We start from the raw sequence: 16,811 nt of genomic DNA, 5'->3' as shown, positions 1-16,811 counted from the left end.
TTTTCTCTTAATCTTTTCTGTCCCGTTTAATTCTCTGAAAAAGCATGAAAAATTGCCCGTATGACATGCTGGACCCAGAGGTTCCACTAGATAAATCAGTGCATCTTCGTCACAATCAATCTCTATTTTTACGACTTTTTGATAGTGCCCTGATGTCTCACCTTTAAGCCATAATATGCCTCTAGAGCGACTCCAATAATGTGCAAAACCGGTTTCTAGAGTTTTACGTAATGACTCTTTATTAACATAAGCGACCATGAGTATTTTGTGAGTAACAAAATCTTGAACCACTACTGGTAATAATCCTCCGCCCTTTTCAAAATCTAGATCGTCGATAGTAATTTTTTCTTTTATAGACATTTACATCACCATGGGTATCTTATTTTAACACCTTTTTTTATTAAGAACTCTTTCACTTCTCTTATCGTGTATTCGTTGTAATGAAATATTGATGCTGCTAAAGCCGCGTCGGCATTAGCTTTGGTTAAAGCTTGATATATGTGCTCTAATGAACCAACACCACCACTTGCAATGACCGGTATGTTAACGTTTGAAGTTATCGATGATATTAATTCTAAGTCGTATCCTAGTTTTGTGCCGTCCCTATCTATGGAGGTGAGTAGTATTTCACCAGCACCTAATTCTTCCACTTTTATAGCCCATTTTATTGCATCTATCCCTCGTGCTCTCTTTCCACTATGAGTATATACTTCAAAGCCTGAAGGCATCTTATTAGAATGTTTTGCATCTATAGCAACAACTACACATTGGCTTCCATATTTGTCTGCTAGCTCTGTTATTATGTTTGGATTCTCTACTGCAATAGTGTTGATAGATATTTTATCAGCCCCATTTCTAAGTATTACATGGGCATCATCCATATTCTTTATACCTCCTCCTACTGTAAATGGTATGTCTAATGTTTCTGCAATTTTTTTAACAAGTTCTACAAGAGTTTTCCTGTTCTCTACTGTTGCTGTTATGTCGAGAAATACTAGTTCATCAGCCCCGTCATTTCTATATTTTAACGCCATCTTTACGGGGTCTCCTACATCCCTCAAATCTCCAAATCTACGACCTTTCACTACTCTTCCATTATCCACATCAAGGCATGGTATTATTCTCTTCACAACGCTCATCGTGAGATCACCTTAAGTATATCATCGATCTTCATTAATCCATCATAAAGTGCACGACCAAGTATTACACCCCTAACTCCCAAATTTCTCAGTTCTATTAGATCATTTATTGACGATATACCTCCAGCAATATAGACTCCCTTTAAGTATATCTTTTCAAGTTCTTTAATAATCCCACTATCAAGTCCACTTAGTGTCCCATCCTTTGTTGTATTAGTTGAAAGGAAGAGTCTAAATCCCTGATGCCATAAATCTTTAAGCACAGTAGTAAGCTCTAGCTGTAGTTCTTTTCTCCAACCATTAACAACTATTTTTCCATTTTTATGATCTAATGCAATTACTACGCGTTCGGTTCCATATTGTAATAATTCAGAACCGTTTATTTGACCTGAAAAAATACCTGTTCCAATTACAACTCTGTCAGCAATCTTTAACATGTCATTGACATCCCGTATATTACGTAAACCGCCTCCGACTTGGATAGGAATGTTAACGTTTGTAGCGATCTGGATTATTGTATCTGAATTATTTCCTAGTCCTAATGCAGCATCCAGGTCTACTATATGTAATCCATAGATGTTCATACTTTGCCATTGTAGTGCAATCTTTACTGGTTCATTGCTATATACAATAATGTTAGATGGATCTCCACGCACTAATCTTACTACTTTACCTTTCATCAAATCTATTGATGCCCACAATTCCAAACGGCTCACCTTTTAACGATTTTTACAAAGTTTTTTAGTATTTCTTGTCCTGTATTGCCAGATTTTTCAGGATGAAATTGTGTGCCAAGCACGTTGTTACTTTCTATGACTGATGAAAATTTGACACCATAAATTGTTACACCCTTTATTATTGATTCGTCCTTTGGTTGTGGGAAATATGAGTGAGCAAAATATGCCCAAATTTTTCCATCAATATTACTGAGTAATTCACTTTTGTTTTGAGGTATTACTAGATTCCACCCCATGTGAGGGATTTTTACATTACTAGGGAATTTTATAACTTTTCCTTTAAAGAGTGATAACCCTTTCCCTTCACCTTCTTCGCTCGTCTCAAAAAATAATTGTAATCCTAAGCATATACCAAGCAATGGTGTTCCATTCATGATTGATTTCATTATATTATTTCTAAATTTTAAAATTATGTTGCTTGCTGCTGAGAAATTGCCAACTCCAGGTAATATTATCGCTGAGTATTCGTCTAAATCTTGTTCCCTAGTTATTATATCTGTGTTTATATCAATTCTTTTAAGCGCTGCTATCAAGCTGAACATATTACTTGCTCCATAATCTATTATGGCAAATTTCATCTACATCACTCCCTTAGAGCTAGGCGCTCCTTGTCTTCTTGGATCTATTGTCCATGCGTCTTTTAATGCTATTCCTAATGCTTTAAATACCGCCTCAACCTTATGATGATCGTTTGTACCCTTCATTACTGAAATATGTATTGTTGCTTGTAATGAATCTGCAAGTGATCTAAGAAAGTGAACAATATCCTCAGACGCTATATCCTCAATTCTTCTATTTGTAAGTTTAACATTAATATCTGAATAAGGGCGTTGTACGAGGTCTACACTAACAAGTGCTAAAGCGTCATCCATCGGTATTATCGCGAATCCAAATCTTTTAATGCCAGCTCTATCATTTAGTGCCTTTTTCAAAGCATCTCCTAATGTTAATGCCACATCTTCAACTATATGATGGACTAGGTCTCCTTGAGCATTAATTTCAATATCAATAATTCCGTGCGTTGCTAAGCTTTTTATCATATGATTAAGAAACTTCACACCGGTGTTTACGTTACATTTGCCTATACCGTCTATGTTTACTTTTACCTTAACTTGTGTTTCATTAGTTGTCCGTTCACTCAATCCTATTCTCATAAAAATCACCCATGTTTTTGATTAAAAGAAGAGTTCGAGCTAAAGTTTTGACCGATTTAACAATCAAATCAGAACCTAATTTTACAAAAAGTTCTTCATATACCTTAATATTTTCTTTAAGACCTATAACGCTCGCAAAAAATATTTTTGATCCTTTCTGCCTTGCATATTTAGCAATTAATATGTCCTCTGTAGAATCGCCAATATATAATGTGATTAATTCTTTGCTCATTTTTATGAGGGGTTCAGGTGAAGGTTTTTTCATGACGACAGCAAGATCTTTGTTAGTTCTTATTAAATCCTCTATAAATATAGAGGAATCAAAGTCAAAGTGTTTTGATAAAGGAGTTAGAATATATTCAGTTCCTACTCGTGAACGTCCAGTTAATAAAAGAAACTTCCTATTTTTAATTAGTGATTGTAACATTTTTAGATCATTCTCGTCTATAAGGAGTTTTTCGTTTTTGATTAATCCGTCTTTGTTAAGTAGCGGTGATGAATTATAAATTCGTCTGTAAAGGTTCTCACCGTAATATATACTATCAAAGAGTTTTGCAATCATACTATTAACAGGATCTATAGGATCTCCTAGTAGTTCGATAAATTCGTTTAATTCACTTAAAGTATTATTATATTCACATAGTTTTGTTACGTATTCCTTTGTTTTGTTGAACGAATTCTCATGAATGAAATTGATAAACTGTGAAAAATTGGCTCGAAAGCTGTTAATGTGCACTGATCCATTTAAATATTGTACATTCTTCTTTTTTAAGTCTTTAATCACTATTTCAGCAATGTTCTTAGGTAGGTGCGAAAAGATGCCGAGAGCTATTACGTATGTTAAATCCCAATCATTATTGAAAAGTCCAGTAAGTCTTAGTTCATAAATTTCTTTGTTACTAATTATCTCTTCATTAGTAATTGATTTAAATAAATATTTCAATGTTTCCTTTATTGATAAATCATATGAATTCCTTGTATCAATAAGTACACCATCACAGTCAAAAACTATATTTTCTATTGATTTTAGTTCGCTGGCTCTATGTTTATTTATGTAAGCTGTATCGTTATTTAATAATAATGAATAATACTCACTCCATAACGTTTGCTATCACCTCAAGGAATTTAGCGTTCATTTCGTTCAAACCAACTGTTACTCTAAAGAAATTGTTTCGTCCTAATACATCAATACGTTTTATTTTTATACCATTTTTTATTAACTCTTTTTCAAGTATTTCTGGATCTATTGGTGAGCGAAAGAGTAGAAAATTAGTGTTAGACCTATATACTTTAATATTAAGTTTAAGCAAGTCATTGTATAGTTTTTCCCTTTCATCCTTTAATCTGCTAACTGCGGCCTTAATAACATCTATATTCTGTATAAGTTTTGTAGCAATTTTTGCAGAAAAACTAGAGATCGGGTATGGATATTGTGCTGTCTTGAGTAGTGGTTTGATGATTTCAGGTTGTGCTATCATATAGCCTAGTCTTAATCCAGCAAGACCGTAGGCTTTTGAAAAAGTTCTTAGCACAATAAGGTTTTCATACTTTTTAACAAGATTGTACACCGAGTATTCAGCAAAATCTACGTATGCTTCATCAATGACAACTAAACCTTTCGCTTCCTCTATAATGCTTTTTATATCATCAATAGGGAACTGATTACTTGTAGGATTATTTGGAGAACAAATGAATATTAGAGATGCATTTTTAGATTTCTCTAATAGGTTACTTAAGTTTAAAGAGAAATCATCATTGAGTGATACGTCGATGTACATTCCTCCATGAAAGAGTGTTCTTAAACGATACCAAGAAAATGTAGGAGCTATTGAAACTACCACATTATTCTGTGCGAAAACATCAGTAAGAATATCAATTAGCTGATCACTACCGGCCCCTATCATAAACCAATCTTTATCTATATTAAAAAGCCTTGATAATGCATTTACTAACTCTGTATATTCTTTTTCAGGGTATAAACGTAAATCGATTTCATTCAACGATTCGATCGCTAATTTTGTGAGGAATTCTTTATCAATAAAGAAGTTTTCATTTCTATCTAAACAGATCATTGAATCTTTATAGTATTCAGGCTTTTCATAACCCTCAATCTTGCCTAATTGTTTTAATATACCAGTTATGATTACATTATTCATGGTAACCACCTTAATAACACTTACTTTCAAGAAAACGTCGAATTTTGAGACACATTAGACGCTCCTCGCTCTTTTAATATTCTATATTCAATAGACTTAAAGTGATTTGATAATCCTTCGGTTTGTGCAAATGTTCTAACTACGTTTATAATTTTGGGTGATAAATTATTTTGAACCGAAACGATCCTTAGAATTTTGATATAATCGAGTATTGTAAGACCACTACGTAATTTTGCGTAACCACTTGTTGGTAGGACATGGTTCACACCTGTATAATAATCGGTTATCACACTTGATGTCCCAATAACTATTACTCCAGCGTTATTGATTCCCTCAATTATTTTATAGGCATCCTTTGCTAATACTTCTAAATGCTCAGGAGCGAGTTCATTAACGAATTCCTGTAACGTGGTTACATCATCAGCAATAGCTATGAAACTTTTTTCCTCAATAGCCCTATTTACAATCTCTTTTCTTTCCGCAGAGTTTATTATTCTTGATAATTCTTTTATAACTCTTTTAGCTAATTCTGTCGAAACTGTAACTAAACCACATAACGAGTCCGTCCCATGCTCAGCCTGTGCTACAAGGTCTAAGGCAATTTCAGTAGCATCGGCATTCTCATCAGCTACTATTAATAATTCTGTTGGACCCGCCGGCATATCAATCATTACATCCTTAGAAACAAGCAACTTAGCGATAGTTACATACATGTTTCCAGGTCCTATGATTTTGTTTACTGGTTTTATGGTTTCTGTTCCATAAGCTAATGCTGCGATAGCTTGAGCACCACCAACTCTATAAATTTCTGACACGCCAATCATGTTACTAACAGCAAGGAAGAAGGGCGTAATCTTACTAGGAGGTGAAGTAACCACAATCCTAGGTACATTAGCGACAATCGCAGGTGTAGCTGTCATTATTAGAGTGCTTGGGTAAGATGCTTTGCCTCCTGGTACATAACATCCAATACTCTCTAATGGCTTAGTTGTTTGATAAATCGTTATATCACCAAGCGCGACACTCCAGTTTAAACGTTTTATAGTTTTGCTTTCGATTTTTTTAATGTTCTCAATTAATGTTTTTGCTGCTGATAGTTCATTATCATTTACATAATTATGTGCCTTATTAATTTCCTCAGGAGTAACCTTTATTTCATCGGGATTAAGTTTTATTCCATCAAATTTTTCAGTATATTTAATAAGTGCTTTATTGCCGTTTATTTTTACATCTTCAATTATCTTACTAACAGTTTCTATTATATCATTGCTCACATTATTTAATGACCTAACTAATTTTAATGTCTGTGCAATGTCATCCTTTTTTAAGCTAAATATTCGCATTCTTACTCACTCTCTTCTCTCGCAATATCCTCAAGCGGCATAATAAGCTGTGGTTCATGAACTACTAATCCTTGAGCTAGTTTTCTTAATTTAGGTAATAGTTTTATGTAATCTGATCTGTTAATCACAGTATTTACTGCATACCAGCCAGGTTTTGAGAGAGAGCTTATTGTTGGTCCTTTTAATGCAGGAAGGATTTTTAAAAGCTCATTAAGATTTTCTTCTTTTACGTTCACAAATATATGGAATTTCTTCTCACTCTCTATAACACCTCTAAATTGCGCTATTATATCATAGATTTTCTCTCTTTTTTCAGCATCATTTAATGAAAGTTTGTTGGCTATTAGTATAGCGGTCGAGCGCATCACCACATCAATGGGTTTAAGACTGTTTTGTTCTAATGTTGTTCCAGTTTCTGATACATCAACGATTGCATCAGCTTCATCTGGAGGCTTAGCCTCCGTCGCTCCAAAAGATAGATATATGTGTACCCAATTGTTTTTGCCAATCTTCCACCATGGTGTAATAATAACTGGGCCGCTCTCACCATAAAGTTCTTTATATTTTGGGAGTGTCATAACATATCGAGAAACCAAAGACGGATATTCAGTAGATATTCTAAGAACTTTACCTAAAGAATGCTGCTGTGCTAATAATGCTTCAAGAGAATTTATATCAAGGGTTTTTGGAACAGCAACCACTAGGTTCACAGCACCGTACTCTAAATCTAACAGTATTTTTACATTAGAGCCTGTTTCTTCTACCCAATCTAAACCTGTGATGCCTATATCGTAAAGCCCTTCTGAAACATAGATAGGTATTTCTTGTGGTCTTAAGATCTTCAACTGCAGATCTGGGTCACTAGTTGTAAGTCGATAACTACGTTCGCGCCCATATATTTTAATCATTGCTTTTTCAAGAAAATCATATGTTGCTTTTTCTAATGATCCCTTTGGTATTGCAAAACGTAATTTAGCCAATATTAAACACCTCCAGAATGGATTTAAGTTTTAGAACTAGATTGTCGAAAGAATTCTCATTGATTTTTATGCCTGAGTTATAGGTGAAGGCGACACGCTCCTATGAATGCCACCACCCATCCTGTACACCACAGAAACATTATTAAAAGCAAGTATATAAACTCGATTACAGGTGAAAGTTTCGCAAAGGAAATCAATAAAAAAAGCTAGGATAAAATAAACTCCAATATTTTATGATAGATTTCTTCTATTATTTTATCCAAATGTTCTTTAAGATCTCTTGACAATTCTTCTGATATTATGTATGGGTCTTTAACCTCGATTCCGATTATTATAACTTTCTTTGGTTCATTTAGTTTTAGATTTCTTATAAAATCTATTGCATCAACAACGCCTAAAAAATGTGGTGCCATAGGTTTTGCACGTTTAAACTCTTCAGGAGAGAACACGATAACACTTCCTATTGGATACTTGTTAGTTTTTACACTATCAACGATTACAGCTTTCTCATATCCACTTAAATAATCTAACAGAGCAAGCCCTGAACGCTCTACTATGTGTACGTCAATACCGTGTGAAACTAGTCTTTCTTTTAGCATCTCACCTGCTATTAATCCTATCCTGTCATCACCAAGTATGCTATTACCTAGAAAGATTGCTGTATATTTGTACACTATTGTTCCCGTGTTATCACATTTAGTAATTTACCATCTTCATTATATAAGTAAATTTTAAATGGCATAGAACCAGGTAGTGAATGCGTACCGCATGCGTGGCAAGGATCATAGGCCCTGAATGCTATTTCAACCATGTTAAGTAACCCCTCGTCGATAATACCACGCTTAACAAAACTTTTCGCAGCTTTATCGACAGATAGTGCTATACGTGCAGCATTTTGTTGCGTTGCGACTATTAAATTAGCTCTTTTAATCCTTCCAAGTTCGTCAGTCTCATAATGATGAATGAGAGTACCACGTGGAGCCTCTACAACACCAATACCAATGCTTGGAGTACTTGTTGGCATGACTCTGACATTCTTATCGGTTAATTCAGGATCTTCTGCAAGCTCCTTAATCCTCTCAGCAGCATAAACCATTTCTATAACTCTAGCCCAGTGAAAAGCAAGCGTGTGATGAACAGGTTTTCCACTAAGCATCTCGTACATCTCTTCGTAGGCTTCTTGAGCAAGCGGTGTAGCCATACCATCAGCAACGTTTAATCTTGCCAAAGGAGCCACGCAATATATACCACTGTCCTCACCGTCTACGAACCCCTTCCATCCTACCTGACGAATAAATGGAAACTTAATGTAAGTCCATGGTTCAACATGTTCCTGTATGTAATTCTGATATTCATGAACATCAAACTTCGCGAATTCTTTCCCTGAAGGTGTTACGATCTTTATTTTACCATCATAGAAATTCACTCGATTTTTATCATCAACAAGCCCCATGTAATATGTCCTATGCGTATAAGCTTCACTAATTATAAGATCTAAAATTTCTTTTTTAGAAAGAACTAGATCTTTGAAAGCTTTTAGTGTAAACATTGCAAAATCAAGAGCTTCATTAGCAATAGCCCTAATTTCCTTCGCATCATCCTCACTCACGGGTTTAGAAACACCTCCAGGCACACCAAAAACTGGGTGTATCACTTTACCTGCTAGCCTTGTATTTATATCTCTAAGCTTTTTACGCGTTACTATGATTCTTTTTCCTACTTCTAGACCAACCTTCTTTATAACTCCAACAACATTCCTCTCAGATTTGGGTGCAGTTGGGCCAACTATGAAATCTGGACCAGCCAATATGTAGAAATGTAATGCGTGATCCTCAAGCATGAAAACATTATATGCAAGCTCACGTATTTTTTTAGCTGCACTTGGTGGATCTATCTTATACAAATCATCAAGAGCTTTCGTGGATGCCATGTGATGAGCCATTGGACAAACACCGCAAATTCTTGGTGTTATTATTGGCATGTCTTCAGCTGCTCTACCTTCAGCAAACTTTTCAAAACCTCTCAATTCAGGAACCTGAAAATAGGCTCGCTTAGCATTGCCATCATCATCTAACACTATAATTATCTTTCCATGCCCCTCTAACCTTGTTATGGGATCAATAATAATCTCTTTCATGATTTACTCCCTCCCACCTTACCTTTAAGAGCAGACTTTGGTAAATAATACTTATATACTAAACCTGTGGCATCTATTATTTTAGATAATTCTCTCTTTATATCCTCTTCATTATCTAAGTCAAGAATACTGGCAAGATAAGATATGGCTTTACCACCATAATCTCTCACATCACTAAGTGGACCAAAACATCCCGTACATGGCATATTAGCATTGACACATAAAGCTCCACAACCTCCTCTAGTCACTGGACCTAAACATGGAAGACCTTGAACAAGAAGACACTTATTAGGTTCTGGATTAAAATTAACGATCCTCTTAAACTCTTTAATGAGCACATTCTCAGGCTTTGTCTTATTAAGTGGGCATTCGTCACACAGAGATCGATCACTAGCACCCAATACTGAGCCTTTAGATGGAAGGTTACCAGAAAGCAGAGTTTCTAACGCTTTCCATGTTACATTTGGAGTTGGTGGGCAACCAGGTATATAATAATCAACATCTATAACCTCATCAAGAGGTTTTAGACTCGCAAGAAAAACTGGCACCTCAATTTTAGTATTATCGATTTCAACTTCAGTCTTAGAACCTGGTATTATTTTATCAGGATTATGTGTTGTTGGAGTTGTGAGATAAGCTCGTTCAAGTATTTCTTCACGAGTGTACAAATTAGCTAAACCTGGAATGCCTCCCCATGAAGAACAAGCACCAAAAGCTACTACTAACTTGGATTTCTGTCTGAGGAGCTTAACAACTTTCTCATGCTCACTAAGTCTAATACCACCATTGATAAAACTAACAGTTATTGAGTTGTCTGGCATTCTTTCGACGTCCTCTAATTTGAAATCCATAGCAACAGGCCAAAATACTATATCAACTAAGTTAATCACGTCTAGTATTTTCTCGGCTAAATCAACAACCGCCTCCTCACATCCACCACAACTGGCACACCAGTAAAATGCCACTTTAACACGCTCGCTCATTCATCACACCTCCTTCACCCCTAATTTAGGTTTAAAAGGACCTAGTTTACGTACATCTTCCACCATTTCACTAACCACCTTTACCCACTTATCGGCCTCTGAAGCTGAAATCCATTCAAGCCTAAATCTTTCCTGCTCAATACCAAGATCATTAAGCAATCTTCTAAAAAGTGTAAATCGTCTAAGAGCTTTTATGTTCCCGTTAGTATAATGGCAATCCACAGGCGGATGACAACCGGCAACTATCACACCATCAGCACCATTTTTAAATGCTTCGAGCACGAACTGTGGATCAACACGCCCAGAGCACATAACTCTAATAACTCTAACATTCGGTGGGTATGAGATTCTACTAGTACCAGCCAAATCCACTGCTGCATAAGTACACCAATTGCAAGCAAACACAACTATTTTAGGTTCAAACATAGGATACGAACTCACACACTACCACCTCCAGTTACTGCAACAACTTGGGCTACAATCTGATTATCTTTAAAACCTAAGTGCTGCATTGCACCGGAAGGACATGCAGCAGAACATGTTCCACAACCCATACAAAGTGCACTCTCAACATGTGCAACACTTCTACCGTTAACTTCTATCATCGAAATAGCTCTATAAGGACAAACACCCACGCATACTTTACATCCACTACATCTCTCCTCATTAACTCTCGCTACGAGAGGTTCCGCTTTCACTTTGCCCTGAGATAATAGGGTTGCAACTTTAGACGCTGCTGCGCTCCCCATTCTAATACTTTCTATGATATTTTTTGGACCTGCCACTGCACCAGCCAAATATATCCCAGCGCTAGGTGCTTCAACTGGTCTTAATTTCAAATGCGCCTCCCGAATAAATCCATCAGGACTACAGCTTGCTCTCGTTACAGAAAGCATGTCACTTTGATCGCGTCTAGGAACCATGCCTGTTGATAGAATTACAGCGTCTACCGGGATTCTAATGTCTTCTTGTATTGTAACTTCTTTAACATCTATATATAATCCTTCGGGTCCCACATCAACCACTGGAACTTCCTCAAATTTCACAAATTTCACCAGCTTTCCACCAGCTTCTTCATAGAGACTCTCATCATTGCCATAAGTTGTGATATCTTTATAGAAAACAAACACGTCAGTTTCTGGATATCGTTCCTTAATCTTAATAGTATTCATCAGAGTGGATGTACAGCACATACGTGAGCAGTAACTTTTAGCATTGGGTGTTGTTCCACGGGACCCTACACAAAGTATGAACGCTATGCTTTTAGGTACTTTTCCACCTATTATTAATTCTCCATGTGTCGGTCCTTCTGGGTCAAGAAGTCTTTCGAGCTGGAATAAAGTTACTATGTTCTCATGCAAGCCATAACCATATTCTCCTCGCACTGGCCTGTATGGATCATAACCTGTTGCAATGATTATAGCACCGACTTTTAGATCCAACGTTGCTTCTTTTTCATTGAGATTAATTGCATTATACCTACAAGCCTTAACACACTCGCCACATTTTACACAAACACGTGGATCTATTACATAGAATTGTGGATATGAATTCCTAAATGGTATATATATTGCTTTTCTCCGATTTAGCCCGTATTCATATTCATTTAGCACTTCAACCGGGCACTCAAGCTCACACTCACCACACAATGTGCATCTCTCATTAACATACCTTGGATTTATCTTAATTTTTGCAGCAAAATTACCTGGGAAACCACTTAAATCAATAAGTTCAGAGTTAGTGAATACATGGATCTTACCATTTCTTGCTATTTCTTTAATCATAGCCTTCACGACTTCTGCACCTCTTCTATCGTGTCTAAGCCATCCTGTTAAGGCTGTCCTACCTCCTAATGTTGGACTTTTCTCTATTAGATAAACATCAAATCCCCAACTAGCTAAATCCAAGGAAGCTCTCATTCCCGCTACTCCTCCACCTAAAACTAAGACACTTTGTTGAGCAACGTATTCTTGTTCCTCTAAAGGTTCAAGCAGACGAGCCTTTGCTACAGCCATGCGTACGAGATCTTTCGCCTTTTCTGTTGCTACTTTTTTATCTGAATGAACCCATGAACAATGTTCTCTAATATTAGCCATCTCTAGAAGATATTTATTGAGGTTTACACTCTCTAGTGTTGCTCTAAACGTTGGCTCATGCATTGACGGCGAACAAGCGGCAACTACAATCCTATTTAATTTATAATTCTTAATGTCATCTCTGATCAAATCCTGACCTGGCGTAGAGCACATAAAAACATAATCACGACTAATTATTACATTAGGAAGGCTTTTAGCATATTCTACTACAGCTTTGACATCCACCGTCGCAGCTATATTAAGACCACAGTGACATACATAAACGCCTATTCTGGGTTCCTCACTCATTGTTTTTCACCTCTCATCGTAGCTAAGGGTTTAACCGTGATAGCTGGGTTTTTAGCTATGAGAGCTGCTTTAATGGCAGCAGCACTTGCCATCGTAACAGAGTCAGGAATATCTCTAGCCTCCGCAGCACCACCGATCACAAAAATACCGTCAATTGTTGTAGAAACGGTATCTAAGTATGGATCCATCAATCTTATAAACCCACCTTCATCAAACTTTAACGGCAATTGAAATGAAACTGTGTTAGGTTTAATAGCTACTGATAAGACTACCATGTCAAATTCATCCCTTTTCATATAGCTTACTGATGTATCCTCATAGAGTAATATTAGATTTTTATTATTAGGATTCTCGTTGATTTTCACAACTTTTCCACGAATATATTTTACGCCAAACTCATCCATTGCTCTCTTATAAAATTCATAGAAACCTTTTCCAAATGCCCTTATATCCATGTAAAATATAGCAGTGTCTACGTCTGGCATGTGCTCTTTAGTGAGTATTGCTTGCTTTGTTGCAGCCATGCAACAGAATGCCGAACAATAGTGGTTAAACCTAACATCTCTGGAACCTACACATTGAATCCATGCAATCTTTTTGGGAGGCTTCCCATCAGATCTTCTAACTATACCTCCTCCAGTTGGACCTGTTGCAGAGACCAATCTTTCAAATTCTAAATGGGTGTACACGTTCTGGAACTTTCCGTAACCGTACTCAGGTATTTTACGAGCATCATAGAGGTCTACACCGGTTGCAATTATTATTGATGCGACATTTAATTCTATGATTTCCGGTGCCTGGTTAAAGTCTATGGCTTTTGCAGGGCAGATTCTTTCACATACTCCACATAGAGGTCTTCCCTTAGCCCTTTCTTTAAGATCGGGTGGTGGATTGAGACGTAAACAGTGTGAGGCGTCTATGACTGCCTTGCGTGGAACAGCCTGAGGAAATTGTATGTATATGGCTTTACGATAACCTAGCCTCATGTTATATTCATCAGGAACTTTTTGAGGGCATTTTTCTGTGCATGTTCCACATCCAGTGCATTTATCCCAATCAACATACCTTGGTTTTTTAAGAACTTTGACAATGAAATCTCCAGTTGATCCCTTAATCTCCTGTACTTCTGAGTACATTAGCAATTTTATATTATTATACCTAAGAACGGATGCCATTTTAGGTGTTAGAATGCAAGATGCACAGTCAAGTGTTGGAAACGTCTTATCGAGTTGAGCCATTTTTCCGCCTATGCTTGGATTCTTTTCGACTAAGTATACTTCAACGCCTTGCTCAGCTAAATCTAGAGCTGCCTGTATACCAGCTATCCCACCACCAATCACAAGAACTGGCTTACTCAATCATCTCACCCCTCACTAATCCTTTTCTAGCTCCAACATAATTTGCAATAACTTTATACAACCAGTGAGTATGTTTTCCAAACGGTACTTCAAGAACTAAAAACGGAACAACTAACCCAATATGTAGAACATAGATTAGGTATGAGAACGCGTATAGATGAAGATCATTAAAGATATTTAGAAGCATCCCAGTAAACGCTATTGAAAATACCAAACCTATTGCTATCCAATCGGTTGAATGACGGAATAGTTTATAATACCAGTGAATATTGGGTAGGTCTACGACTCGTTTTACAAATGGAAGCCCAGCACCAATTATAAGAAATCCACTTGTTATATACCTACTAATAGTTAGTACATACGAATAAGGATATGCCTGGTATATTGATGGTAATAGTAAGTAAAGGAGGGAAAGTAACAAAAATAGTCCTAATCCCACTAGAATAAATACATGCTCCAGAATTCTAATCCTTTTATCTGAAACCTTAAGCGCATCATACTCGCTTTTAATCCAAAAGAGCAATGATCTTTTTACAGTTTCAATAAAACCTATTTTATAATCCTTACCACCGCCCACAAATTTATACATTCTGTATGCATTGCTGATGAGAAAAGTTAACGATATAAGAACTATACCAATGCCAATCGGAATAAGCTGAGGCAAGTTGACGAACATACTCTGTGACATATAACTTGATATTATGGATCCAAATAATGCTAGAAACCCTATTATAGATAAACCTATGATTGCTGTAATTATTGCTAACTTTCTTTTTAAGGATGAAAAGTACCACCACCTCGATATGCCAGTCCAATCATAAAGTATACTTTGGTAACGCCTTAAAGATGCTAATATTTCACACGGATTAGCATCTCTAGGGCAAGCTTTTATACAGTCACCATGAACATTACATAACCATGGCACTAAATCACCTTTAAGCTTATCTTCCAATCCTAATTGAGCATATTTAATTGCTCTTCGGAAACTTATAAACATGCCCTCTGATATAGCACATGTCGCAGTGCATGCACCACATTGATAACATTTAAAAATGCCTTTACCACCTAATTCAACAATATCGTTAATAATGTCCTTTTTAACAGTAATTATAGATTTCATATATTACCCACCCCTTTGGATTTCAGCTCATTTAATCGTGTGAAATACAATGCAAATAGTCTGTAAACATGACTAGCCCCTTTTAAAAATCCTACTTCTAATATAAGGAGAGGAGCCGCTACCATTAAATGGAAAGTATAAGTTATGTATGTTGCTAAAGGCAGATCTAAAATTCTAAAGATTCCAGTGAGAAAACCCGAAGCAATTACAACTACTAATAGAATTATGAACGTCCAATCTGTTAAATGCGAAATTTTCCACAGAGGCTTGGTTTTCTTTATTCTGTCTTTTATTATAGTCATAGTACCGTAGAGAATTGTTATGGATAAAGCTATTCCCATAATTCTTTTAGTTAATAAATATGTTGCATCAGTTGGGGTATAATGTAATAAAATTACAAAAAGCACGAATAAAGCAGTATAACCGATAATTATCAATAAAATACCGTAAAATATTAATAAATGAGTACGCCAATATTTTTTATCAGTACAATATTTAAACAATTTTTGAGTTAAAAAGTGTATTGGAAGAGATTTGATTAATTCTTTAAGCTTTACACTTAATGGAATTTTAAGATTTCCTACAGTAAATTTATACATCCTGTATATATTTCCAATTAATATTACCGCTAGAATAAATAAAATTACTAGGCCAGCAGTTAGAACAAATTCAAAAGGTGCAAAAGTTTCAAGAGCTACTTCATCTGTAATTATTGGACCATGAAATAAATACATACCTAGACCTACTATTAAAGCTAGAAGAAAGATAGCAGTTAATTCAGCTTTCTTTGAAAGATAAAGGATTCGCGATATGCCAGTCCAATCATATTTTATTGTTAAATATCTCCTGAATGCCATCATTAATGCACTAGGGTTAGCATCTCTAGGACAAGAGTTGCTGCATTCCCCACATGCATAGCAAATCCATGGAGTTAGATCGCTCGCCATTTTTTTCTCTAAACCTAGTTGAGCATATTTTATCGTTTTTCTAAAACTTACTGAGAAATTTTCTGAAATGGGACATATTGCTGTACACGAACCACACTGATAGCATTCTCTGATTCCACTCCCACCAATAGCTACAATTAAATTACTCAACTTCCTATCATACATAACTATCGAAGATGACATGCTAACTCTTACCCAAATATATAATAATAGAAAAGATTAATATACTTTACGTCTAATATATTTTATTTATCATTAATACATGTAATTCTATTAAAATATATATTATATAAAAATAAAAACATCTTGTGTCGCATAATCAGTGATATTGTTATTTTTACAAAAATTGATAAGAAAGCCGTTGTCAGCAGTT

16 protein-coding genes and 1 pseudogene are annotated in these 16,811 nt (G+C 35.8%); all 17 read right to left on the bottom strand.

What is annotated here, in order from left to right; all coding sequences use genetic code 11:
• Positions 1–360: pseudogene (gene hisI, locus QW128_02935) on the bottom strand (phosphoribosyl-AMP cyclohydrolase).
• A gap of 5 nt (positions 361–365) precedes the next feature.
• Positions 366–1,139, bottom strand: coding sequence for an imidazole glycerol phosphate synthase subunit HisF (gene hisF / locus QW128_02930; protein ID MEM3832539.1), 774 nt, complete (start codon positions 1,137–1,139; stop codon positions 366–368).
• Positions 1,136–1,846, bottom strand: coding sequence for a 1-(5-phosphoribosyl)-5-[(5-phosphoribosylamino)methylideneamino] imidazole-4-carboxamide isomerase (locus tag QW128_02925; GenBank protein MEM3832538.1), 711 nt, complete (start codon positions 1,844–1,846; stop codon positions 1,136–1,138). The genes hisF and QW128_02925 overlap by 4 nt, the downstream gene beginning before the upstream one ends.
• A 5-nt stretch (positions 1,847–1,851) precedes the next feature.
• Complete coding sequence (hisH, locus tag QW128_02920; protein MEM3832537.1) at positions 1,852–2,454, bottom strand: imidazole glycerol phosphate synthase subunit HisH; 603 nt, start codon at positions 2,452–2,454, stop codon at positions 1,852–1,854.
• The gene (hisB, locus tag QW128_02915; GenBank protein MEM3832536.1) at positions 2,455–3,030 is read right to left on the bottom strand and encodes an imidazoleglycerol-phosphate dehydratase HisB; all 576 of its coding nucleotides are present in this window, start codon (positions 3,028–3,030) and stop codon (positions 2,455–2,457) included. It abuts the gene before it with no gap.
• A complete protein-coding gene (locus QW128_02910; protein MEM3832535.1) occupies positions 3,011–4,042 on the bottom strand; it encodes a hypothetical protein in 1,032 nt (343 codons plus the stop codon). The genes hisB and QW128_02910 overlap by 20 nt, the downstream gene beginning before the upstream one ends.
• Positions 4,043–4,121: 79 nt before the next feature.
• Positions 4,122–5,186 carry a histidinol-phosphate transaminase gene (hisC, locus tag QW128_02905; GenBank protein ID MEM3832534.1) on the bottom strand — a complete coding sequence of 355 codons (1,065 nt, stop codon included), beginning with the start codon at positions 5,184–5,186 and terminating at the stop codon, positions 4,122–4,124.
• 26 nt (positions 5,187–5,212) lie between these two features.
• Positions 5,213–6,529 carry a histidinol dehydrogenase gene (hisD, locus tag QW128_02900; protein ID MEM3832533.1) on the bottom strand — a complete coding sequence of 439 codons (1,317 nt, stop codon included), beginning with the start codon at positions 6,527–6,529 and terminating at the stop codon, positions 5,213–5,215.
• Between the two features lie 2 nt (positions 6,530–6,531).
• Positions 6,532–7,509, bottom strand: a complete 978-nt coding sequence (gene hisG / locus QW128_02895; protein ID MEM3832532.1) for an ATP phosphoribosyltransferase — start codon at positions 7,507–7,509, stop codon at positions 6,532–6,534.
• Between the two features lie 206 nt (positions 7,510–7,715).
• Positions 7,716–8,183, bottom strand: a complete 468-nt coding sequence (locus QW128_02890) for a hydrogenase maturation protease (protein ID MEM3832531.1) — start codon at positions 8,181–8,183, stop codon at positions 7,716–7,718.
• Entirely contained in the window at positions 8,183–9,646 is a 1,464-nt protein-coding gene (locus tag QW128_02885) for a Ni/Fe hydrogenase subunit alpha (protein ID MEM3832530.1), read from the bottom strand. The genes QW128_02890 and QW128_02885 overlap by 1 nt, the downstream gene beginning before the upstream one ends.
• A complete protein-coding gene (locus tag QW128_02880) occupies positions 9,643–10,629 on the bottom strand; it encodes an oxidoreductase (protein ID MEM3832529.1) in 987 nt (328 codons plus the stop codon). The genes QW128_02885 and QW128_02880 overlap by 4 nt, the downstream gene beginning before the upstream one ends.
• A gap of 3 nt (positions 10,630–10,632) precedes the next feature.
• Complete coding sequence (locus QW128_02875) at positions 10,633–11,055, bottom strand: hydrogenase iron-sulfur subunit (GenBank protein ID MEM3832528.1); 423 nt, start codon at positions 11,053–11,055, stop codon at positions 10,633–10,635.
• Between the two features lie 11 nt (positions 11,056–11,066).
• A complete protein-coding gene (locus QW128_02870) occupies positions 11,067–13,013 on the bottom strand; it encodes a CoB--CoM heterodisulfide reductase iron-sulfur subunit A family protein (GenBank protein ID MEM3832527.1) in 1,947 nt (648 codons plus the stop codon).
• On the bottom strand, positions 13,010–14,371 hold the full coding sequence (locus tag QW128_02865) for a CoB--CoM heterodisulfide reductase iron-sulfur subunit A family protein (GenBank protein ID MEM3832526.1): 1,362 nt from the start codon (positions 14,369–14,371) through the stop codon (positions 13,010–13,012). The genes QW128_02870 and QW128_02865 overlap by 4 nt, the downstream gene beginning before the upstream one ends.
• Positions 14,364–15,491, bottom strand: coding sequence for a 4Fe-4S dicluster domain-containing protein (locus QW128_02860; protein ID MEM3832525.1), 1,128 nt, complete (start codon positions 15,489–15,491; stop codon positions 14,364–14,366). Before QW128_02860 ends, QW128_02865 begins: the two co-directional genes overlap by 8 nt.
• A complete protein-coding gene (locus QW128_02855) occupies positions 15,488–16,621 on the bottom strand; it encodes a 4Fe-4S dicluster domain-containing protein (GenBank protein MEM3832524.1) in 1,134 nt (377 codons plus the stop codon). The genes QW128_02860 and QW128_02855 overlap by 4 nt, the downstream gene beginning before the upstream one ends.
• Positions 16,622–16,811: the final 190 nt, after the last annotated feature.

It is taken from the genome of Thermoprotei archaeon (assembly GCA_038881895.1).
GTDB lineage: Archaea > Thermoproteota > Thermoprotei > Gearchaeales > WAQG01 > JAVZOV01.
Note: the sequence above shows the minus strand (reverse complement) of the source record. Positions and strands in the feature narration are given on the sequence as shown.

Coding starts and splice junctions, on each gene's coding strand:
- hisF (MEM3832539.1), bottom strand. CDS start 1,139: ATGAGCGTTGTGAAGAGAATAATACCATGCCTTGATGTGGATAATGGA.
- hisH (MEM3832537.1), bottom strand. CDS start 2,454: ATGAAATTTGCCATAATAGATTATGGAGCAAGTAATATGTTCAGCTTG.
- hisB (MEM3832536.1), bottom strand. CDS start 3,030: ATGAGAATAGGATTGAGTGAACGGACAACTAATGAAACACAAGTTAAG.
- hisC (MEM3832534.1), bottom strand. CDS start 5,186: ATGAATAATGTAATCATAACTGGTATATTAAAACAATTAGGCAAGATT.
- hisD (MEM3832533.1), bottom strand. CDS start 6,529: ATGCGAATATTTAGCTTAAAAAAGGATGACATTGCACAGACATTAAAA.
- QW128_02885 (MEM3832530.1), bottom strand. CDS start 9,646: ATGAAAGAGATTATTATTGATCCCATAACAAGGTTAGAGGGGCATGGA.
- QW128_02880 (MEM3832529.1), bottom strand. CDS start 10,629: ATGAGCGAGCGTGTTAAAGTGGCATTTTACTGGTGTGCCAGTTGTGGT.
- QW128_02875 (MEM3832528.1), bottom strand. CDS start 11,055: ATGTTTGAACCTAAAATAGTTGTGTTTGCTTGCAATTGGTGTACTTAT.
- QW128_02870 (MEM3832527.1), bottom strand. CDS start 13,013: ATGAGTGAGGAACCCAGAATAGGCGTTTATGTATGTCACTGTGGTCTT.
- QW128_02860 (MEM3832525.1), bottom strand. CDS start 15,491: ATGAAATCTATAATTACTGTTAAAAAGGACATTATTAACGATATTGTT.
- QW128_02855 (MEM3832524.1), bottom strand. CDS start 16,621: ATGTCATCTTCGATAGTTATGTATGATAGGAAGTTGAGTAATTTAATT.